Origin of the sequence: Bosea sp. (in: a-proteobacteria) (genome assembly GCA_023910605.1) — a bacterium.
GTDB lineage: Bacteria > Pseudomonadota > Alphaproteobacteria > Rhizobiales > Beijerinckiaceae > Allobosea.
Map to the genome: position 1 here is coordinate 968,533 of JAAVVV010000001.1, position 20,014 is coordinate 988,546.

At 66.4% G+C, this 20,014-nt stretch carries 19 protein-coding genes; 3 read left to right on the forward strand and 16 right to left on the reverse strand.

Going from position 1 to position 20,014, the window contains the following annotated elements; all coding sequences use genetic code 11:
• Nucleotides 1-12 precede the first annotated feature (12 nt).
• The 10 genes from HEQ16_04800 to HEQ16_04845 all read right to left on the reverse strand — a co-directional run bounded on the left by HEQ16_04800 (nt 13) and on the right by HEQ16_04845 (nt 10,817).
• Nucleotides 13-2,232 (reverse strand): methyl-accepting chemotaxis protein, encoded by a 2,220-nt coding sequence (locus HEQ16_04800; protein ID MCO4053361.1) that lies wholly within the window; start codon nt 2,230-2,232, stop codon nt 13-15.
• A gap of 74 nt (nt 2,233-2,306) precedes the next feature.
• Entirely contained in the window at nt 2,307-4,055 is a 1,749-nt protein-coding gene (locus tag HEQ16_04805) for a HAMP domain-containing protein (protein MCO4053362.1), read from the reverse strand.
• Nucleotides 4,056-4,248: 193 nt separating this feature from the next.
• Nucleotides 4,249-4,725: a chemotaxis protein CheW gene (locus tag HEQ16_04810; GenBank protein ID MCO4053363.1), complete on the reverse strand. Its 477-nt coding sequence runs from the start codon at nt 4,723-4,725 to the stop codon at nt 4,249-4,251.
• On the reverse strand, nt 4,725-6,776 hold the full coding sequence (locus tag HEQ16_04815; protein MCO4053364.1) for a chemotaxis protein CheA: 2,052 nt from the start codon (nt 6,774-6,776) through the stop codon (nt 4,725-4,727). Before HEQ16_04815 ends, HEQ16_04810 begins: the two co-directional genes overlap by 1 nt.
• A complete protein-coding gene (locus HEQ16_04820) occupies nt 6,773-7,138 on the reverse strand; it encodes a response regulator (GenBank protein ID MCO4053365.1) in 366 nt (121 codons plus the stop codon). Before HEQ16_04820 ends, HEQ16_04815 begins: the two co-directional genes overlap by 4 nt.
• Nucleotides 7,139-7,179: 41 nt before the next feature.
• Nucleotides 7,180-7,449, reverse strand: a complete 270-nt coding sequence (locus HEQ16_04825; protein ID MCO4053366.1) for an STAS domain-containing protein — start codon at nt 7,447-7,449, stop codon at nt 7,180-7,182.
• 185 nt (nt 7,450-7,634) lie between these two features.
• On the reverse strand, nt 7,635-8,486 hold the full coding sequence (locus HEQ16_04830) for a solute-binding protein (GenBank protein ID MCO4053367.1): 852 nt from the start codon (nt 8,484-8,486) through the stop codon (nt 7,635-7,637).
• 2 nt (nt 8,487-8,488) lie between these two features.
• Nucleotides 8,489-9,367, reverse strand: coding sequence for a solute-binding protein (locus HEQ16_04835; GenBank protein MCO4053368.1), 879 nt, complete (start codon nt 9,365-9,367; stop codon nt 8,489-8,491).
• Between the two features lie 26 nt (nt 9,368-9,393).
• The gene (locus tag HEQ16_04840; protein ID MCO4053369.1) at nt 9,394-10,110 is read right to left on the reverse strand and encodes an ATP-binding cassette domain-containing protein; all 717 of its coding nucleotides are present in this window, start codon (nt 10,108-10,110) and stop codon (nt 9,394-9,396) included.
• 5 nt (nt 10,111-10,115) lie between these two features.
• Nucleotides 10,116-10,817 (reverse strand): ABC transporter permease, encoded by a 702-nt coding sequence (locus HEQ16_04845; protein MCO4053370.1) that lies wholly within the window; start codon nt 10,815-10,817, stop codon nt 10,116-10,118.
• Nucleotides 10,818-10,911: 94 nt separating this feature from the next.
• On the opposite strand from HEQ16_04845, the gene HEQ16_04850 reads away from it, so the two are divergent.
• The 3 genes from HEQ16_04850 to HEQ16_04860 all read left to right on the forward strand — a co-directional run bounded on the left by HEQ16_04850 (nt 10,912) and on the right by HEQ16_04860 (nt 14,168).
• Entirely contained in the window at nt 10,912-11,793 is an 882-nt protein-coding gene (locus tag HEQ16_04850) for a helix-turn-helix transcriptional regulator (GenBank protein MCO4053371.1), read from the forward strand.
• Between the two features lie 105 nt (nt 11,794-11,898).
• Complete coding sequence (locus HEQ16_04855; GenBank protein MCO4053372.1) at nt 11,899-12,861, forward strand: UbiA family prenyltransferase; 963 nt, start codon at nt 11,899-11,901, stop codon at nt 12,859-12,861.
• Between the two features lie 17 nt (nt 12,862-12,878).
• The gene (locus tag HEQ16_04860) at nt 12,879-14,168 is read left to right on the forward strand and encodes an FAD-binding oxidoreductase (GenBank protein MCO4053373.1); all 1,290 of its coding nucleotides are present in this window, start codon (nt 12,879-12,881) and stop codon (nt 14,166-14,168) included.
• Nucleotides 14,169-14,211: 43 nt separating this feature from the next.
• Here the strand turns inward: HEQ16_04860 and HEQ16_04865 are convergent, their stop codons facing one another.
• From HEQ16_04865 to dctP, 6 genes are all read right to left on the reverse strand, one after another.
• Nucleotides 14,212-15,642: an aspartate aminotransferase family protein gene (locus HEQ16_04865; GenBank protein MCO4053374.1), complete on the reverse strand. Its 1,431-nt coding sequence runs from the start codon at nt 15,640-15,642 to the stop codon at nt 14,212-14,214.
• Between the two features lie 16 nt (nt 15,643-15,658).
• Nucleotides 15,659-16,633, reverse strand: coding sequence for an NAD(P)-dependent oxidoreductase (locus tag HEQ16_04870; GenBank protein ID MCO4053375.1), 975 nt, complete (start codon nt 16,631-16,633; stop codon nt 15,659-15,661).
• Between the two features lie 39 nt (nt 16,634-16,672).
• The gene (locus HEQ16_04875) at nt 16,673-17,059 is read right to left on the reverse strand and encodes a transporter (GenBank protein ID MCO4053376.1); all 387 of its coding nucleotides are present in this window, start codon (nt 17,057-17,059) and stop codon (nt 16,673-16,675) included.
• Nucleotides 17,060-17,132: 73 nt separating this feature from the next.
• Nucleotides 17,133-18,428: a TRAP transporter large permease gene (locus HEQ16_04880; GenBank protein MCO4053377.1), complete on the reverse strand. Its 1,296-nt coding sequence runs from the start codon at nt 18,426-18,428 to the stop codon at nt 17,133-17,135.
• Nucleotides 18,425-19,036, reverse strand: coding sequence for a TRAP transporter small permease (locus tag HEQ16_04885; protein MCO4053378.1), 612 nt, complete (start codon nt 19,034-19,036; stop codon nt 18,425-18,427). The genes HEQ16_04880 and HEQ16_04885 overlap by 4 nt, the downstream gene beginning before the upstream one ends.
• Entirely contained in the window at nt 18,969-19,976 is a 1,008-nt protein-coding gene (gene dctP, locus HEQ16_04890) for a TRAP transporter substrate-binding protein DctP (protein ID MCO4053379.1), read from the reverse strand. The genes HEQ16_04885 and dctP overlap by 68 nt, the downstream gene beginning before the upstream one ends.
• Nucleotides 19,977-20,014 lie beyond the last annotated feature (38 nt).

Genomic DNA, 20,014 nt, shown 5'->3' on the forward strand with positions numbered 1-20,014 from the left:
CCCGCCTTGTGGTCAGGACCGCTTGAAGTCGTTGTCGGTGGCGTCGCCGCCGCCATCGAGGTCGAAGGCGAAGCCGCCATTGGCGACCTTGCGGGCTTCCGCCTGCGGCTTCCTGGCTTCGGCCTTGGCCTTGGGCCGGTTTGCGGCCTTCATCACGGCGGCCTTGGCGCGCAGCTGCGTCACCGCGCCGTCGAGCGGCTCGTGGCTGGCCGGGCGCGCGCGTTCAGCCCGGGACCCGCTGGCCGCATCGATGCGGAAGAAGGAGATGGTGGACTGAAGCTGCTCGGCCTGGGAGGCCAGCTCCTCGGATGTGCCGGAGACCTGCTCGGAGGCTGCCGCGTTCTGCTGGGTCACCTTGTCGAGCTGCTGGATCGACTGGTTGATCTGGCTGGCACCGACATCCTGCTCGCGGCAGGCGGCGGTGATCTCCTCGACCAGCTCGGCGGTCTTGCGGATGTCGGGCACCAGCCGGGACAGCATGGCGCCGGCTTCCTGCGCCACCTTCACCGTGTCGCCCGAGAGCGTGCCGATCTCGGCGGCGGCTGCCTGGCTGCGCTCGGCGAGCTTGCGCACCTCGGAGGCCACCACCGCGAAGCCCTTGCCGTGCTCCCCGGCGCGGGCTGCCTCGACCGCGGCGTTGAGCGCCAGAAGGTCGGTCTGGCGTGCGATCTCCTGCACGATGTTGATCTTGGCCGCGATGGTCTGCATCGCATCCACCGCGCGGCCCACGGCGATGCCGCTGGCCTCCGCATCCTTGGCCGACTGCGCGGCGATCTTCTCGGTCACCAGCGCGTTCTCGGCCGTCTGCTTCACGTTGGCCGCCATCTCCTCCATCGCGGACGAGGCTTCCTCGGTGGCCGCAGCCTGCTCGGTCGAACCTTGCGACATCTGCTCCGCGCTCGCCGAAAGCTGCTGGCTCCCGGCGGCGACATTGGACGCGGCGGAACCCGCCTGGCTCACGATCGAGCGCAGCTTGGCGATCATGCCCTCCAGCGCGATCCCGAGGCGGTCCTCATCGGACAGCCGGCTTGCATTCACGGTCAGGTCGCCATTGGAGATGGCGTCAGCGACATCCGCCGAGCCCCTGAGGTTCGTCACCATGGTTTCCAGCGCCTTCATCAGATCGCCGATCTCGTCCTGGCTGCTGACCTCGACAGTCTCGTCAAGATTGCCGACGGCGACGGCGCGGGCGATCCGCACAGCTTCGCCGAGGCCCTGCGAGATCGAGCGGGCGAGGAAGAAGGCCGCCACTGCGCCGATCACGATGCTGGCCCCGATGATCGAGAACAGCAGAGTCTTCGCCATCGCCGCCGCATCCGAGGCGCTTTTGGAGGTGGTCGCGTTCACGGCGGTAAGATGGCCGCTGTAGGCGTCAAGCGCGGCTTCAAGCTCCACGAAATTGCGGCGGCCTTCCCCGGTCGAGATCTGGATCGCCTTGATCCCGCCGGCCTCCAGAACGATCTCCTGAACCTTCTGGACCATTTCGAGCAGCTTGTCGGTCGCGGGCGCAAGCGTGCTGGCGGACACGTCAACGCCCGACACGAGCGCGACCGTCTTGGTTGTCTCCTGACGCACGAGTTCCGCAGTGCGGGCAGCCCGGGTGCGGAAACCATCGAGTTCGGCAAGCGAACTGGCGGAGAAGCTCTCGCTCACCTCCATCAGCAGGCGGCGTGTATAGAGCCGCGTGGTCTGGATCGAAACGGCGGCGCGCGTTGCGGGCTCCGAGCGGATCGCATCGACCTGGGTGAAGACATCATCCCAGGCCCGCATGAACCCGGCGATCGCCTCAGCCCCCTGCTTGTGCCAGTACTGCGCGGCGTGGCTGTTCGAGTTGAGCTTGGCGTTGCGCAGCACCTGATCCTGCAGCTCCACCATCTTGTCCAGCTTCGGCACGACTGCGTCCAGCAGGCGCTTTTCCGCCGCTGTGATGTTGGTGTTCAGATCGGTCTTGAGCTTGAGGGCCTTGTTTCTCATCTCAATCGCCGTGGCCGCATGCTTGGCCGCGTCGTCATCCTCGGTTGCCAGGATCGCGCTCTTTTCGTAGCTGATCGAGGTCTGCACGTCTGCGATCAGTTGGCTTACCTTGTCGACGCGAATGGCCAGCTGCTCCTGCCCCAGCCGAACCGCGTCGAGGTTCGCCAGTTGCTGGTAGGAGACGCCGCCGGCGATGGCGCCGAGCGTCAGCACGATGCCGAAGGCACCGGCAAGTTTGGACTTGATGCTCAGTTTCATGAGGGTGACCTTTTCAGTTTGGGAGGAAACATGTCGGCCTGGCGCCGGGCGGGGGTGTTCCCCCCGCCTTGTGGTCAGGACCGCTTGAAGTCGTTGTCGGTGGCGTCGCCGCCGCCATCGAGGTCGAAGGCGAAGCCGCCATTGGCGACCTTGCGGGCTTCCGCCTGCGGCTTCCTGGCTTCGGCCTTGGCCTTGGGCCGGTTTGCGGCCTTCATCACGGCGGCCTTGGCGCGCAGCTGCGTCACCGCGCCGTCGAGCGGCTCGTGGCTGGCCGGGCGCGCGCGTTCAGCCCGGGACCCGCTGGCCGCATCGATGCGGAAGAAGGAGATGGTGGACTGAAGCTGCTCGGCCTGGGAGGCCAGCTCCTCGGATGTGCCGGAGACCTGCTCGGAGGCTGCCGCGTTCTGCTGGGTCACCTTGTCGAGCTGCTGGATCGACTGGTTGATCTGGCTGGCACCGACATCCTGCTCGCGGCAGGCGGCGGTGATCTCCTCGACCAGCTCGGCGGTCTTGCGGATGTCGGGCACCAGCCGGGACAGCATGGCGCCGGCTTCCTGCGCCACCTTCACCGTGTCGCCCGAGAGCGTGCCGATCTCGGCGGCGGCTGCCTGGCTGCGCTCGGCGAGCTTGCGCACCTCGGAGGCCACCACCGCGAAGCCCTTGCCGTGCTCCCCGGCGCGGGCTGCCTCGACCGCGGCGTTGAGCGCCAGAAGGTCGGTCTGGCGTGCGATCTCCTGCACGATGTTGATCTTGGCCGCGATGGTCTGCATCGCATCCACCGCGCGGCCCACGGCGATGCCGCTGGCCTCCGCATCCTTGGCCGACTGCGCGGCGATCTTCTCGGTCACCAGCGCGTTCTCGGCCGTCTGCTTCACGTTGGCCGCCATCTCCTCCATCGCGGACGAGGCTTCCTCGGTGGCCGCAGCCTGCTCGGTCGAACCTTGCGACATCTGCTCCGCGCTCGCCGAAAGCTGCTGGCTCCCGGCGGCGACATTGGACGCGGCGGAACCCGCCTGGCTCACGATCGAGCGCAGCTTGGCGATCATGCCCTCCAGCGCGATCCCGAGGCGGTCCTCATCGGACAGCCGGCTTGCATTCACGGTCAGGTCGCCATTGGAGATGGCGTCAGCGACATCCGCCGAGCCCCTGAGGTTCGTCGCCATGGTTTCCAGCGCCTTCATCAGATCGCCGATCTCGTCCTGGCTGCTGACCTCGACAGTCTCGTCAAGATTGCCGACGGCGACCTTGTTGGCGAGGCTCAGCGCGGCCGCCAGGTTGCGGCGGATGCCCAACGCGACCATGATGGTTATGGCCAGGCCGAGCAGCGTGATGCCGATGCTCAAGGCGATCATCAGAAGTTTGAGCTGGTCGAACAGCGTAACGCTCTGGTTGCGCAGTTCGCGCGAAGCGCCCAGCTGGTATTCGGTCAGCTTGCCCACGGCTTCGGAGATGGGGTCGATCGTGGCGTAAAGTTCGCTGGCTATGAAGCTCTCGAGCCTAGGCATGTCCTGTGAACGTATGATCTCACGCAACTCGCCAATCTTGGCGGCCGCCTTGCTCCGCGCTGCGGCCACATTGTCGGCGAGGGCGACTTCAACCGCCGAATGCGAGCCGGACTTGTAGTTCTTCCACTCGCGGTCGATCTTCGTCGCGGCACTGGCGAGGGTCTCCTGTCCCGCGCTCCAGCTCAGCGCACCGGCCCTGACCTTGTGGGCGGCATCGACCATGTCGACGCCATAGGCGTCGGAGACTTGCTTGAGCTGCTGGATGGCTTCGACGCGGTTGGAGTACAGGCTCTCCACATTCGCTTCGAGGCGGAACATGCCGAAGATCGCAACTCCGCCTACGCAGCCCGCGATCGTTACGCTCGAGATGAGCTGGACCAGGGTGATCTTGGCGGCGATCCCCTTGAGCGCAGAGCGTTTTTTGACAGCGTCAGGCATTCGATTTGTCCTGTCTGGGGGGCGGCGCTCTTGGCCCGCCTGCGGAACGAATGGTGGTGAAGGGGGCGGGGGATCAGCTCAGCAACAGCTCGAGATCCGGCACGAGGACGAATTCCTCGCCCCAGCGGAGCATGAACTGGACGAATTCGGGATTCCATCGCGCGCCGATGCGTGGCGTCGACATGGATTGGGCGGACTCCACCTCGGTGACCTCGAACACCTTGTCGGCGATGAGCCCCACGGTGACCGGGTCGCCATCGACCTCGACCGCCACGACCACGAAGCGCGTGTCGGGCGTCTCCGGGCCGCGTGGCAGGCCAAGGCGCAGCGCGACATCCGCAAGCGGGATGACGTTGCCCCTGACGTTGATGAGCGCCGGCAGGAAGCTGCGCGCGCCGGGCACGACAGTGAGCGGAACCGGGTCGATGATCTCGCGCACGCTTTCGGTGCGGATCGCGAGGATCTCACGCCCCAGCCCGACCATAAGGACCTGCAAGGTGGAGTCGGCACGTGCGCCGGCCGGCAGGGATGCGGTGACCTGGGCGTCCATCATGCTGCCTCCGTGTGCCGTTCGGCGCTGCGCTGGGTGTGGGACATCGTGAGAAGCTGCGCGACGTCGAGGATGAGCGCGACCGAGCCATCGCCGATGATGGTGGCGCCCGAGAACATGACGGCATCCGCATGCAGCTTGCTCAGGGTCTTGATGACCGTCTGGTGGCTGCCGATGATCTGGTCGAGGACCAGCCCGACGCGGGTTTCGCCGATGGTGACGATCACGATCTTCTGCAACGGCTCGGCCTCGCCGGGCTCGGTGAACAACTCGCGCAGCTTGAGGAAGGGAACGAGGTCGCCGCGAACGTCGAGCATGTTGCGCCCGCGCGCCCGGGCCTCGACGGCCGGCGTCAGCTCGATGCACTCCTCGATGGCCGAGAGCGGGATGATGTAGCGGCTGCGGCCGACCCGCACGAGCAGGCCATCGATGATGGCCAGCGTCAGCGGCAGGCGCAGCGTCATCGACGAACCCTTGCCAGCCACGGTGGACACATCGATCGTGCCGCGCATCGCCTCGATGGTGCGCTTGACCACATCCATGCCGACGCCGCGGCCCGAAAGGGCCGAGACGGTCTTGGCGGTGGAGAAGCCGGCGTGGAACAGGAACTGGTGGATGTCGTGGTCGCTCATCGGCGTGCCGGGAGCGAGAAGTCCGGTTTCCTCGGCCTTGGCGCGGATGCGCGCCGTGTCGAGGCCGGCGCCGTCATCCTGCACGGTGACCAGCACCTGCGCGCCCACATAGCGCGCCGAAAGCTCGATGCGCCCGGTCGCCGCCTTGCCCGACGCCGCACGCCGCTCGGGCTGTTCGATGCCATGGTCGATGGAGTTGCGGATGAGGTGGACCAGCGGATCGGCGAGCCGCTCGATCATGGTCTTGTCGAGCTCGGTGTCCTCGCCGACGGTGACGAATTCGACGGGCTTGCCAAGATCGCGCGACAGGTCGTGGATCAGGCGGCGGAAGCGCCCGAAGAGCGAGCCCATCGGCACCATCCGCACGCCCATGGTGGAATCGCGCAGCCCTGAGGCCAGCCTCTCGATCTCCTCGGCGATCGCCTTGATCGAAAGATCCCCGCCTGCATGGGCGATCTGGCTCAGGCGCGCCTGGACGATGACGAGTTCGCCCACCCGGTCCATCAGCTCGTCGAGCCTCTCGGCCTGCACGCGCACGGTCTGGCCCTTTGCGTCCGTCCGGCGAACCGCTTCGTTCCTGTCCGCTGGCTCGCGCTCGGCGGATGGGGCGGCAGCCGCGGCTTCGGGTTCCACTGGCGCGCTGGCGCTCGTCGCTTCGGTCTTCAGCGCTGGCGCCGCTTGCGCCTCGCCAGGTTCGGCTGCGGCCAGCGGCTCGATCGCCAGTTCCATCTCGTCGCGGATGAACAGGAACACATCCTCGATGTCCGAGCGCGGGCAACCCGCGGCAAGCTCGACCGTCCAGGTGATCAGGCACTCGAGCGGCTCAAGCGCGGAGAGCTCCGGCACGGCGTCTGTATTGGCCGTGATCGTGCACGGGCCGAGCCCGCGCAGATCGTCGAGCAGGGCAAGGGGGTTGGCCCCGTTGCGCATGACCTCGGGCGCAAAAGCGATGCGGATGCGCCAGCCCTCGTGCTTTGCAGGCCCCGCGGCGGCCTCGGCCGGTGCGGCGGCTGCGAGGCTGTTGTGCGGCGCGCCGGCCGCGCCGCTGCCTGCGAGCAGCTGCTGCAAGCTGGCGACGATGCGCTGGCCAGTGGCCTCGCTGGTGCTGATCGGGTCCTCGATAAGCTGGCGGATATGGTCTTTCGCTTCCAGCGACAAGGTCACGATCTCTTTGCCGGCTGCGATCTTGCCCTTGCGGATCAGGTCGAAGGCGGTCTCGAAATCATGGGTGAAGGAGGCCACGCGGTCGAAGCCGAACATGGCGCCCGAGCCCTTGATCGTGTGCAGCGCCCGGAAGGCCGCATCAACCAGCTCGCCGTCGCCGGGGTTCTGGCCGAGATCGAGCAGGGAGGCCTCGAGGCTTTCGAGAAGTTCGGCGGCCTCCTGGCGGAAGACATCGGCGGGATCGAGGTCCATCATGTGCGCACCAGCTTGGCGATGACGGCGTGAAGCTGCTCAGGCTTGAACGGCTTGGTGATCCAGCCCGTGGCGCCGGCCTGCTTGGCTTCCATCTTCACCGCCTCATCCGATTCAGTGGTGAGGAAGACGATGGGGGTGCCGGTCAGCGCCGGAAGCTGGCGCAGGTTCTTGATGAGGGCGATGCCGTTCATCACGGGCATGTTCAGGTCGGTGAGGACAAGGTCGAAGCGCTGCGCCTTGGCCTTTTCGAGACCCTCAGCGCCGTCGCCGGCTTCGGCCACGTCATGGCCTGCCGAGGACAGGACCATCTTGACCATCTGCCGTATGCTGGGGGAATCGTCGACTGTGAGGATTGCTGCCATGGCTTGCTCCGAAGAAGGATAAGGAGATGTGTCGTGGCGCTTCAGAGGCTCAGGCCGGCGCGGCGCGCGGCATCCTGAAGCGGTTCGCTGCTGTTCTCGATGCGCAGCGCAGCGCCCGCGAGCGCGGCGGATTTGCCGGCCGCAACCAGGATCTGAAGCCCGGCAAGATCGATGCGTGTGAGGCGCGAGCCGTCCAGAACAATCTCCCCAGGGGGGAACGTCACCTGCCTGGCTTCTGTGAGGACATCCGTGGCCGTCGACAGCACGAGCTCGCCGCTGAAGATCTGATCAAGGGAGGGACTGTTCTTCAAGTTGCACCCTAACGCTTATACAATCTATGAGTGTATATGCAGGCGAGCGGCTTAAACCTTTGTAAAAATACTCGGTAAATTAATGCAAACTTCGTCGCTTTTCTGATCTCTGAGTCAGGCATCAAGGCCGTGGAGCCAGCTTTCCGACATGGTCGGCGGCCAGATCCGGGCGGGCCACACGTGTCTCAGGCGTCCGGCATTGCGGCGTTGGCGAAGAACAGGCGCTGCCCGTTGATCATGTAGGCGTTGATCGCGGCTTGACCGTGGGGGCCCGTGAGCCAGTCGACGAAGGCCTGGCCAGGTTCCGCCTTCACATGCGGATGGCGTGCCGGGTTGACGAGCATCACGCCATACTGGTTGCGCAGCGGCGTGTCGCCCTCCACAAGCACCGCCAGCTCGCCCCGATTGCGGAAGTTCAGCCAGGTGCCGCGATCGGTCAGGACATAGCCATTCTGGGCTGCCGCCATGTTCAGCGCCGCCCCCATGCCCTGGCCGATCTCGCGATACCATGCGCCCCGCAGCTGGTTGGGCTGCACGCCGGCGAGGGCCCAGAGCGCCAGTTCCGCCATGTGCGTGCCGGAGCGGTCGCCGCGCGAAATGAACGTCGCCGCCCGGCTGCGCAGCCTTGCCAGCGCTTCCGCCGCGCTGCCCATCCCCCTGATGCCGGCCGGGTCCGATGCCGGCCCGACGATGATGAAGTCGTTGTACATGACCGGCCGCCGCGCGCGCGCATGGCCATCGGCCACAAGGCGCTCCTCCTCGACCCGCGAATGGGAGAGCACGACATCGGCATCGCCGCGCCGGGCAGTATCGAGCGCCTGGCCCGAGCCGAAGATGACGAAGCGGATCGTGATCCCGGTCTGGGCCTTGAACAGGGGCGCCAGATGACGGAGCAGGCCGGAATCCTGCGTGGTGTGCGTGGAGACGACAGTGATGAAGCGCTCGTCCGGCCAGCCCGGCGCTGGCGCAAGGAGGCCCGCGCCAAAGGCGCCGGCCAGGCGCAGGACCGCTCTCCGGGAGGCAGCGGCCCCTGTCATCCTCAGACGCCCGGCTGTGTCGCGTTGGGGAAGAAGAGCTGCTGGCCGTTGACCTGATAGGCCGCGATGGCCCGCTGGCCATCCGGCCCCACCAGCCAGTCGATGAAACGCTGGCCGTCGGTTGCGTTCACGGTTGGATGCCGCTGCGGGTTCACCAGGATGACGCCGTACTGGTTGAACAGCCGCCCGTCACCCTCGACAGCGATGGTCGACTCACCCCGGTTGCGGAAGTTGATCCACGTCGCCCTATCCGACAGCACATAGGCCCCCATGGCGGAAGCGGTGTTGAGGGCAGCGCCCATGCCTTGCCCGATCTCGCGATACCATGGCCCCCTTGCCTGATCGATGTCGAGCCCGGCCGCCTTCCACAGGGCAAGCTCCGCCGCATGGGTTCCGGATTTGTCGCCGCGCGATACGAAGGGCGCGGCCTTGTCCCGAATGGCCTTCAGCGCCGCGCCAATGTCCCTCGTTCCAGCCACGCCGGCGGGGTCTGCCTTGGGGCCGATGAGGACGAAGTCATTGTACATCACCGGCTTGCGTTCGACGCCGAACCCATCCGCCACGAAGCGAAGCTCTTGCGCCCGCGCGTGCACGAACACCACGTCCGCGTCGCCGCGGCGCCCTGTGTCCAGTGCCTGCCCCGTGCCCTGGCTGACCACGCGCACCTCGATGCCTGTGCTGCGCTGGAAAATCGGCAGCAAATGGCCAAAGAGGCCGGAATCGGTCGTCGAAGTGGTCGATGACACGGTGATGAAGCGCGGTCCCGACGCTGCCGCGCCTGACGGCGCTGGACCCGCCGCAGGCAGACTTGCCTGCGCCAGCGCAGCGCTGGCAAGCAGGACGCTTGCGCCAACAAGTCCAATGACGCGTCTGGTGATCATGCTCTCTCTCCCTTGTCCATGCCGGCTCACCATGGCAGGTCGCCTGCGATGAAGGCGCGCGCGGTCGCGCTGGTTGGCTCCGCGAAGAAACTATGTGACGGGGCATCCTCAATCAGTTGCCCGCGGTCGAAGAACAGCACCCGCCGCGCCAGACGCCGCGCCTGTCCCAGATCATGGGTGGCGATCATGATCGTCATCCCTTCCGCCTCAAGCACGGTGAGGATCTGCTCGATCTGCCGGGTGACGCCCGGATCGAGCTGCGAGGTCGGCTCGTCCAGGAACAGCACCTCCGGCTCCTGCGCCCAGGCCCGCGCGATGGCGAGGCGCTGCTGCTCGCCGCCGGAAAGCAGCCGCGCCGGCCGCTCCGCCAATTCGGCCAGGCCGAAGCGGGCCAGCGCCCTGTCCGCCCGCGCACCCACATCGGGCAGGCCAATGGCGGCCAGCGCATGGGTGATGTTGGCCCGCGCCGAACGGCGCAGCATCACAGGCCGCTGGAACACCATGGCATGGCGGCTGCGCGGCCCGGCCTGAGGCGAGGCCCAGCGCAGGGCGCCGCGCGTGGGCGCGAGGAGCCCGTGGCACAGCCGCAGCATCAGCGATTTGCCTGCACCGTTGGGGCCGATGATGGCGGTGATGCCGCCCCGTGGCAGCACGAAGCCGACATCGCGCAGCAGGGCGCGCCCGCCAGCCTCGAAGCACAGGCGCTCGATCGTGAGCGGCAGGATGGAGGCGGCGTCCCGCATCGCGCTCACCCCGCGAACCGCGCGCCGATGCGGCTCGCGCCGAAGGCGGCGGCATTGACGAGCAGCGTCAGCACGATGAGGACGAGGCCGAGGCCGAGCGCCAGCGGCAGATCGCCTTTCGATGTTTCCAGCGCGATCGAGGTGGTCATCGTCCGCGTATAGCCGGCAATGTTCCCGCCCACGATCAGCACAGCGCCAACCTCCGCGCTGGCGCGGCCGAAGCCGGCCAGGATCCCGGTGGCGAGCGCGAAGCGCCCGTCCCACAGCAGCGTCGGGATGGCTCGCCGCCCCGTCAGGCCCAGCGATGTCAGATGCTCGCAATACTCGCCCCACAGCTCCTCGATGGTCACGCGGGTCAGCGCGACGATGATCGGCAGCACGAGCAGCGTCTGCGCCATCACCATGGCCGTGGGCGTGAACAGCCAGCCCAGCGCCCCAAGAGGCCCCGACCGGGACAGAAGCAGGAAGATCATCAGCCCCGCCACGACCGGGGGCAGCCCCATCAGCCCGTTGATGAGCACGATCACGGCGGAGCGCCCCGGAAATCGCGTCACGGCCAGGAGCGCGCCAAGCGGCAGGCCGATGACCGCGGCGAGGCACACGGCGCTGAGCGTCACGCTGAGCGACAGCCTGACGATCTGCACGAACTGCGGATCAAGCTCGACGATCAGCGCCAGGGCGGCTGCGAAGGCAGAGGAAACGTCCATGGGTCCTGAAGGCTTGGCGAATTCTTGACGTTTGATACGATTAACCTGTATGCAAGTGCAATCACGGAATTCATGCATCTGGATGCAGGTCAATATGCGCCCATTCCTGAGCACGGAGGAGGCTGCGGCCTATCTCGGCATCAAGGAGCGCAAGCTATATGAGCTGGCGGCTCATGGCGAAGTGCCGTGCTCGAAAGTGACCGGCAAATGGCTGTTTCCGCGCGCGGCGCTGGATCGCTGGATCGAAAGCGGGCTGGCGAGGCCCCATGGCTTTGACCTGCGGCCCCCGCCCCCCATCATCGGCGGCAGTCATGATCCGCTTCTGGAATGGGCGGCGCGCCGGTCCGGATCAGGCCTTGCGCTGCTGTGCATCGGCTCGAAGGCGGGGCTCGACAAGCTTGGCCGCGACGAGGTGAGCATCGCTGCGATCCATTGCCATGCGCTCGACGAGGATGATCCGAATCCGGCCGTTCTGGCCCGCAGCCACGCCCTGCATGATGGCGTGCTCATCGCCTTCGCGCGTCGCGAGCAGGGATTGGTCGTGGCCCCCGGCAATCCGCTCGGCCTTGGCGCGCTGGCCGATGCCGCACGGGCCCGCGCCCGCTTTGCCGGCCGGCAGGGGGGCGCGGGCGCCCAGATGCTGCTGCACCGGCTTATGGCTGAGGCCGGGCTCGGCATGGAGGCTCTGGCGATGCTGCCGCAGGCTTTCGCCACGGGCGCCGACATCGCCTTCGCCATCGGCGATGGCGAGGCGGATTGCGGCCTCGCGACGCGGGCCGTGGCACTGACGGCAGGCCTTGGCTTCGTGCCTCTGGCCTGGGAGCATTTCGACCTCGCCATGCGCCGGCGCACCTTTTTCGAGCCCGGACCGCAGGCGCTGCTGGCGCTGATGCGCATGGGCGAGTTCGCGCGCCACGCTTCGGGGCTCGGCGGGCTAGATGTCACCGCCGCCGGCACGGTCCGGTTCAACGGCTGAGCGGGCGCGCTCATCGGCTGTGGAGCTTTTCGTTAGCCAATCGGGGCCATTTTTCTTGGTTCTGGAGGCACGACGCGTCAGATTGCCGCCAAGAGCAACAGGGGTGTGCTGCCAGTGGTCGATCTGCGGGACCAGACCGTCTATCCAAGCGAAGCGCTGGCCGGGCCGGTGGCGCTGGGCGTGATGCTGGCTGCCTGGATCAGGGCGCTGCGCCCGCATCACTGGGCCAAGAACTTGCTGATCTTCGTGCCGGTCATCCTCGGCCACCAACTGTATAACCCGCATCTGATGTGGTGGTCGGTGCTGGCCTTCGCCGGCTTCTGCATGGCGGCCTCGGCGACCTATCTCGTCAACGACCTTGTGGACATCCAGTCCGACCGCAAGCACCCGACCAAGCGCTTCCGGCCCCTCGCTGCAGGTCTGATGAAGCCAGGGCACGCCATTGGCCTCATCCCGGTGCTGCTGGGCGGCGCGCTGGTGATGGCGCTGCAGATGCCCGAGCCGCTGTGGTATCTTGCCTCGCTTGCTGCCTACATCATTCTCGGGCAGGTCTATGTCTTCTATCTCAAGCGCAAGCTGCTGGTTGATGTGCTCGCGCTTGCCGCGCTGCATGTGCTGCGCATCCTCGCGGGCAATGCCGCCACGGGCATCGCAATCTCGTCCTGGCTTCTGGCCTTCGCCATGTTCGTTTTCTTCAGCCTCGCGCTCCTGAAGCGCTATGCAGAGCTGCGCGATCGCGGCGATGGTGTCGGACTTCGCGCCATGGGCCGCGGCTACCAGGCGGGCGATCTCGAGACGCTGTCGCAGCTGGGCATCTCCTCGGCGCTCGTCTCCGCGCTCATCCTCGCGCTGTATGTCGACAGCCGCGCGGTCTCGGGGCTTTACACCTATCCGCAATTGATCTGGCTGATCTGCCCCGTGGTGCTGTATGTCATGGCCCGGCTCTGGGTTCTGGCGCGGCGCGGCGAGATGGCGGACGATCCGCTCATGTTCATGATGAGCGATTGGCGAAGTCAGCTCATGGGCTTGCTGACCGTGGGCGTCTTCCTCGCCGCCAGCTACCTGTGACCGCTCCGGCGCGGCGCATTTTCACCTCCTGGGGCGGCCTCAGCGCTGAAGGCAGCCGCGCCGTGCCGGCCGGCGAATGGCTGGCGGCAGGGTCCGGCCGCGCCGGCCCCATCCTCGCCTACGGCAATGGCCGCAGCTATGGCGACAGCTGCCTGCTCGATGGCGGCGCCCTCATCGACACCTCCGGCCTGTCGGACATTGCCCGCATCGATGCCGCGAGCGGGGTGATCGAATGCGGGCCTGGCGCCCTGCTGGGCGACATCATCGCGGCGGCGCTTCCCCAGGGCTGGTTCGTGCCGGTGACGCCCGGAACGCGCTTCGTCACGATCGCTGGCGCGCTCGCAAATGACGTGCACGGCAAGAACCATCACAGTGCCGGCGCCTTCGGCCGCCATGTCCTCTGGTTCGACCTCGCGCGCTCCGACGGCGCCATGTTGCGCTGCTCTCCGCACGAAAATGCGGAGCTGTTCGCCGCCACGGTCGGCGGGCTGGGGCTCACCGGGCTGATCACGCGGGTGGCGCTGCAACTGCTGAAGGTGCGCGGGCCCTTCATGCGGCAGGATGTGCTGCCCTTCGCCAACCTTGACGGCTTCTTCGACATCGCAGCGCGATCCGACGCGAGCCATGATTACACCGTGGCCTGGATCGACTCGCTCGCCACGGGCGCCGCGCTCGGGCGCGGTGTCTTTTTCCGGGCCAACCATGCCGATGAGCCAGGGGCGGTTCCGCCCACGAGGATGCTGCCCTTCCTGCCGTTCACGCCGCCTTTCGCGCTGATCAACCGGCTCACGCTATCGGCCTTCAACGCGGCCTACCGCACGGCCAATGGCCGGGCCCAGAGCGGCCGCCTCGTGCCGCTGATGCCGTTCTTCTATCCGCTTGATGCGGTGAAGGGCTGGAACAGGGCCTATGGCCCGCGCGGCCTGCGCCAGTTCCAGTGTGTCGTGCCGATGGCGGCCGCGGCTGAGGCTGTGGCCGAGATGCTTCGCGCCACCCACCGCGCCGGGGATGCCTCTTTCCTGACGGTGCTCAAGCTCTTCGGGGATCTGGCCTCGCCGGGGCTGATGTCCTTCCCCATGCCGGGCGCGACGCTGACGCTGGATTTCCCCTATCGCGGCGCGCGCACCGATGCGCTGCTGGCCCGGCTGGACCGGATCACGCTGGAGGCGGGGGGACGGGTCAACCCCTACAAGGATGCGCGCATGTCCGCCGGCACCTTCGAGGCTTCCTTCCCGCACTGGCGCGCCTTCTCGCGCCATGTCGATCCGGCATTCAGCTCCAGCTTCTGGCGCCGCGTCACAGGCTGAGCCTGCGGGCTGCCGGCGCGCGCCAGGTCTGGCTTTCAGCGCCTCATTTCACCGCAACCTTGCGCAGATAGTCGGTGATGATGCGGGCGACGCCGCGCGAGAGCAGCTCGTCGAAGGCATCGCAGAATCGGTCGACATCGGCGCGGGTCGCGATCAGCGGCGGCTCGAGGCGGATGACATTGCGGTTGTATTCGGTGAAGGCGACCAGCGTGTCATGATCCTTGAGCATCAGCGCGCCCACGAAGCCGCAGAGTGAACCCTTGAGCTTGTCGTCGAGCAGGGCGACCATATGCTTGAGCCCGAAGGGCAGCGTCTCCGAGAAGTCGTTGAACTCGACGCCGACCATGAAGCCACGGCCGCGCACATCCTTGAGGAGCGAGGGGTGCTTGGCCTTGATGGCGTCGAGCCGGGCGATGAGATGGGCGCCCTCGCGCTCGGCATTGCCGATCAGATCCTCGTCGTAAAGGATGTTGAGGCCCTCTATCGCCGAGATGCAGGCCTCGCCGATGCCGCCGAAGGTGGCGGGGCCGTGGATCAGCGCGGTTTTCGGCTTGCCATAGGCCTTCATGTAGACCTCGCGCCGCGCGATCATCGCAGCCATGGCCGACTTCGAGCCGCCAAGCGACTTGGCGAGCGCGGTAACGTCCGGGATCACGCCATGCTGCTCGAAGGCGAAGAAGCGGCCCGTGCGCCCGAGGCCGCACTGCACCTCGTCGGCCACCCAGAGCAGGCCATGCTTGTCGCACAGCGCGCGCAGCGCCTGCCAGAAGCTGGTCGGCGCCTCGATGATGCCGCCGCCGCCCTGGATGGTCTCCAGCACGATGATGCCGATGGAGGGGTCCGCCTCGACGGCGCGGCGGATGGCGCCGATATCGCCGAAGGGCACCTTCACCTGGTTGTCCACCAGCGCGAACTGCTGCTGGTAGAGGCTCGAGTCAGTGATCGACAGCACCCCCTTTGTCTTGCCGTGGAAGGCATTGGCCGCGTAGATCACCTTGGACCGCGCCGGGCCCTGGGCCTGTTCGGCCACCTTGATCGCCGCCTCCATGGCCTCTGAACCGGATGAGCCGAGGAACACCATGTCGAGGTCGCCGGGCGCGATCTGCGCGAGGTTGTGGGCCAGCGCCGCCGCATACTGCGACATGAAGGCCATGCAGATCTCGTGGCGATTCTCGTCGGCAAAGCGCCTGCGTGCCGCCAGGATGCGCGGATGGTTATGGCCAAAGGCGACGGAGCCGAAACCGCCGAAGAAATCGAGGATGCGCCGGCCGTCATCGGTGATGTAGTGCATGCCCTCGGCGCGCTCGACCTTGACCTTGTCGAAGCCGAGCAGCCTCATGAAATGCAATTGGCCAGGGTTGATGTGCGCTGAAAACAGCTCGCGTATGGTGGAGGTGTTGAGCGCCTTGGCGTCCTCCACGCTCAAAAGGCGCGGGCGGGAGGGCGCGGCAACGCCAATGTCAAGCGCTGCCATGCCCCTTGGGTGCGTCTCACTGGCCAAGGTTGCGGCGATATTCGGAGTAGGCGGCGGCAAGCATGTCGCTGTCATTGTAGCGTGGGGCCCAGCCCAGCTCGCGCTTGGCCTTCGTCGTGTCGAGGATGCAGATCTCGTCTGCGATCAGGTACTGCTCGGGGTCCATCAACGGCCGGTTGATCATGTCCAGCACGTCGAGGGTGCGCTTGACGGCCCAGGCCGGGGTCGGCAGCAGGATCGAGCGGCTGCCCGCATGGCGGATCAGGTCGGCCAGCAGCTTGCGCACGGGCGGCGGATCGTCCGAGCCCAGATTGTAGGCGGTGTTGGGCACGCCCGCACGCCAGGCCGCCTGGCAGGCGGAGGCGCAGTCGAACACCGAGATGAACTGATAGGGGTTCTTGCCTGCGCCGATCATCGGGACGGGAAGGTGGAGGTCGATCAGCTTGAACAGCTTGGACAGGATTCCGAGCCGTCCTGGCCCGATGATGAGGCGCGGGCGAAAGATCGAGATTCGGAAGCCCTTCTTGCGGTATTCCTCGCACAACTGCTCGGTGGCCAGCTTGCTCATGCCGTATTCGCCCAGTGGCTGGGCCGGATGGTCCTCGGTCTGCGGCACGGTGACCGAGTGGCCATAGATCATGTCGGTGGTGAACTGCACGAGCTGCGTCGCCCCGTTGCCGGCCATCCATTCGAGGATGTTGCGCGTGCCATTGTAGTTCACGGGCCAGAAGAATTCATGGCGCTTGGCGCGTGGCATGATCGGCGAAAGCATCTTGGCCGAAAGATTGTAGACCACGTCATCCGGCGCGAGCGGGATGGCGGCCAGCGTCATCGGATCGGTGACGTCGATGCGGATGAAGCGGGCCTTGCGGTAGGCAGCATGGGCCGAGTTGTGGATGTCGGCGATGATGACATCTTCGCCGAGCGCGGCGAGGTCATTCGCCAGCCGCTGTCCCACAAATCCGTCACCGCCGATGATGATGTGCTTCATTTGCTGACACTCCTGTTTCAGTCTGGTGCACCAAGCCCGTCAGCTCTGTGCAATAAGGATTGTGCCCGTAACAATCAGGCCAATCCCGGCAAGGCGCGCGAGGCCCACATCCTCGGCGAAGAAGAAATAGCTGTAGGCGGCGACCACCACATAGGCGAGGCTCAGGAAGGGATAGGCGTAGGAGAGCTGCACCCTAGACAGCACGATGAGGTGCGAGGCCATGCTCACGACGAAGGTGGCAAGGCCAAGGAAAACGAAGGGGTTGAACACAACCCGCAGGACGGTCATCACCAGCCCGTCGCCCCCGATGTCGGGCGTTCCCACGCTGTTCATGCCCTTCTTGAGCATGATCTGCGCGGCGGCGTTGGTCAGCACCGTGAACAGGATCAGCGGCAGGAAGGCGATGGCGGGCGAGGTGTTGGGCATGAGGCCGTCATACCATCGTCTCCCCTCCGCCGGCGAATACTATCGTGCCTTAGCGTTAGCGGCTTCTGACGGATCAGCCCGCATAACCGAATTGGCGCGGCAGCCACAGCACCGTCTCCGGCACGAGGATCATGACCAGCAGGCAGATGATCAGCGTGATCACCCAGGGCCAGATCGCGTCGATGATGATCTTGAGCGGGATGCCCGTGACCGCGTTGAGCACGAACAGCAGCACGCCGTAGGGCGGCGTGATCAGCCCGATCATGCAGTTGACGATCGCGACGACCCCGAAATGCACCAGATCGATCCCGAGCGCCTTCACCGTCGGGATGAAGACCGGGATGATCACGAGGATGATGGTGGAGGCGTCCAGGAAGCAGCCGAGCACCAGGAACAGGACGTTCAGCATCACCATGAACATCAGGGGCGAGACGTCGATGCCCTTGAGCATGGCGCTGACCTGCGCGGGAATGTTCTCGCTCGCGACGATGTAGTTGAAGACCAGCGCCGATCCGATGATGAGGCCCACCGAGGCGGAGGAGCGCACGCTGTCATGCATCACCGTGCGGATGTCGCTGAAGCTCAGCGCCCTGTAGACGACCGCCGCCACGAGGAAGGCATAGGCCGCCGCGATGGCGGCCGCCTCGGTCGGGGTGGTCGCGCCGCCATAGATGCCGGCGAGGAGGATGATGGGCATCATCAGCGCCGGCAGCGCGCGGAATGTGACAAGCGGGATCTGCCGAAGCGGGACAGGCTCCTCGAGCGGAACGTCGAGCTTGTGCGCCGTGTAGGTGTTGAGCAGCATCATGGCCCCGGCCATGATCAGCCCGGGCACCACGCCGCCCAGGAAAAGATAGCCGATCGAAGCATCCGAGATGATCGCATAGAGCACCATCGGGATCGAGGGCGGGATGATCGGGCCGATGACGGCGGTCGCGGCCGTGATCGCCGCCGCATAGCCCAGCGGGTAGCGATTGTCCTTGATCATCATGTCGATGGACAACTTGCCCATCCCCACGACGTCAGCAACGGCCGAGCCCGACATCCCCGCGAAGATCACGCTCGTGACGACGTTGACATGCCCCATCCCGCCCTTGAGGCGGCCGACGATGGCCAGGCAGAAATCGGTGAGGCGCGCCGAGATCGTGCCGGCGTTCATGAAGTTCGCGGCCACGATGAACAGGGGGATCGCGAGGATCACGAAGGAATCATAAAGGCCCTGGATGATCTGCTCCGCCGCGAGGCCCAGATCCTGGCCCTTCACGGCCAGATAGATGATCGCGGAGACGATCATCGACAGCGGAATCGGCGCGCCGATCGTGGCGAGCGAAATCAGCGTGAACAGGCACGAGGCGAGGGCGAAGCTCATTGGGCGTTGTATCCATCGCCGGCCTGCCGCCCGTCCAGCACGTCAGGATCGGCGCCCCGCAGCAAGGCCCAGCTCCGCAGCGCATAGCGCAGCACGAGCATCGCGGCGAAGATGCCGTAGATGCTGAACACGATATCGAGCCGGATGCCGATCACCGACGAGCGCTTGATCTGGTAAAAGTCGATATAGCTCCAGGTCGCCGGCAGCGCCGCGAGAAAGCCGCCCGATATGGCCACCGCCGAGATGATCGCCAGCCCCCGCCTGATCCGGGGCCTGACGGAGGTGTAGAGCACGTCGAAGCGGACATGGTCCTTTTCGCCCAGCACGAAGGCGCCGCCCCAGAACACCACCCACAGCCACAGGGTCAGGCAGGCTTCCAGCGTCCAGGCGAGTGGCGCGCCGAAGACGTAGCGCGCCGCGATCTGGATCAGGAAAATGACGAATAGCGCGGCGAGCATCAGCGCCGCAACGTCAAGGGCCGCCAGGCGCAGACGGTCGAGGAGTCTGGTCAAACCGGTTCTCCGCGCCTGCGCCGAAGGCTCAGCGGATTGAGTTGATGCGGTCAACCAGCCCCGGTGGCCAATCCGCCGCGAACTTGGACGCGGCATAATCGGTCTGCACCTTCTTGCGGAAGGCCTCGACATCGGGCGTGTAGACCTTGAGGCCCTGGGCCTTGAAGAAGCCTTCAAGCTCCGTCTCAAGCGCGAGCTGACGCTGGCGGCCCAGCTCCGAGGCGTCGTCGGCGGCCTTCTGGATCACGGCCTGCTGCGCCGGCGTGAAGCGGTCCCAGACGCGCTTGGAGATGGCGAGGTAGTTCTGGTCGACCAGATGGCTGGTGAGCACGATCTGCTTGGTCACTTCGTGGAACTTGGAGTCCCGCACGCTGGGCAGCGGGTTGTCCTGGCCATCGACCGCGCCCGACTGCAGGGCGGTGTAGATTTCGGTGAAGGCGAGCGGCAGCGGGCTGGCGCCCAGCGCCTGGCCGAGGAACAGCCAGGCCTCCGAATTTGGCATGCGCAGCTTCACGCCGGCCAGATCCGCAGGCGTCCTGATCTCCTTGTCGATCCTGAGGTTGAGCTGGCGGCGGCCCAGATACATCACGGACAGAAGCTTGACGCCGAGCCTGTCCTCGGTGGTCTTCTTCAGCCCGTCCATCACATCCGAGGCGAACACCTTCTTCTGGTGGTCGGCGTCGCGCAGCAGATAGCCGGCCGTGAAGATCGACCAGGCGGGGATCAGCGCAGCCAGTTCCTGCGCCGAGGCGATCGACATTTCGAGGTTGCCGCGGGCGATGGCCTCAAGCTCGGTGCCCTGACGGAACAGCGTCGCGTTCCAGTGCGGCTGGAAGGTCGCGATGTCCTTGATGGCCGGGCCGAAAATCTCGGTGAGGGCCAGCGCGCGCTGGTCCGTCGGCGAGGCGGGCGATGACAGCCGGAGCGTCACCCCTTGCGCCATGGCCGGTGACAGCCCCTGGGCGAGCGCTGCGGCGCCGACGCCAGCAGCCATGGATGCGCGCAGCATGGCGCGGCGGGTGAAGTGACGGTCCATCGGTTATCCTCCCAGGAATCTGAAACCCGGTTCGAGCG

Bases quoted from the DNA above. Each gene is read 5' to 3' on its own strand.
- HEQ16_04800 (MCO4053361.1), bottom strand. From the start codon at position 2,232: ATGAAACTGAGCATCAAGTCCAAACTTGCCGGTGCCTTCGGCATCGTG.
- HEQ16_04805 (MCO4053362.1), bottom strand. From the start codon at position 4,055: ATGTTCCGCCTCGAAGCGAATGTGGAGAGCCTGTACTCCAACCGCGTC.
- HEQ16_04810 (MCO4053363.1), bottom strand. From the start codon at position 4,725: ATGGACGCCCAGGTCACCGCATCCCTGCCGGCCGGCGCACGTGCCGAC.
- HEQ16_04815 (MCO4053364.1), bottom strand. From the start codon at position 6,776: ATGATGGACCTCGATCCCGCCGATGTCTTCCGCCAGGAGGCCGCCGAA.
- HEQ16_04820 (MCO4053365.1), bottom strand. From the start codon at position 7,138: ATGGCAGCAATCCTCACAGTCGACGATTCCCCCAGCATACGGCAGATG.
- HEQ16_04830 (MCO4053367.1), bottom strand. From the start codon at position 8,486: ATGACAGGGGCCGCTGCCTCCCGGAGAGCGGTCCTGCGCCTGGCCGGC.
- HEQ16_04835 (MCO4053368.1), bottom strand. From the start codon at position 9,367: ATGATCACCAGACGCGTCATTGGACTTGTTGGCGCAAGCGTCCTGCTT.
- HEQ16_04840 (MCO4053369.1), bottom strand. From the start codon at position 10,110: ATGCGGGACGCCGCCTCCATCCTGCCGCTCACGATCGAGCGCCTGTGC.
- HEQ16_04845 (MCO4053370.1), bottom strand. From the start codon at position 10,817: ATGGACGTTTCCTCTGCCTTCGCAGCCGCCCTGGCGCTGATCGTCGAG.
- HEQ16_04850 (MCO4053371.1), top strand. From the start codon at position 10,912: ATGCGCCCATTCCTGAGCACGGAGGAGGCTGCGGCCTATCTCGGCATC.
- HEQ16_04865 (MCO4053374.1), bottom strand. From the start codon at position 15,642: ATGGCAGCGCTTGACATTGGCGTTGCCGCGCCCTCCCGCCCGCGCCTT.
- HEQ16_04870 (MCO4053375.1), bottom strand. From the start codon at position 16,633: ATGAAGCACATCATCATCGGCGGTGACGGATTTGTGGGACAGCGGCTG.
- HEQ16_04875 (MCO4053376.1), bottom strand. From the start codon at position 17,059: ATGCCCAACACCTCGCCCGCCATCGCCTTCCTGCCGCTGATCCTGTTC.
- HEQ16_04880 (MCO4053377.1), bottom strand. From the start codon at position 18,428: ATGAGCTTCGCCCTCGCCTCGTGCCTGTTCACGCTGATTTCGCTCGCC.
- HEQ16_04885 (MCO4053378.1), bottom strand. From the start codon at position 19,036: ATGCCGCGTCCAAGTTCGCGGCGGATTGGCCACCGGGGCTGGTTGACC.
- dctP (MCO4053379.1), bottom strand. From the start codon at position 19,976: ATGGACCGTCACTTCACCCGCCGCGCCATGCTGCGCGCATCCATGGCT.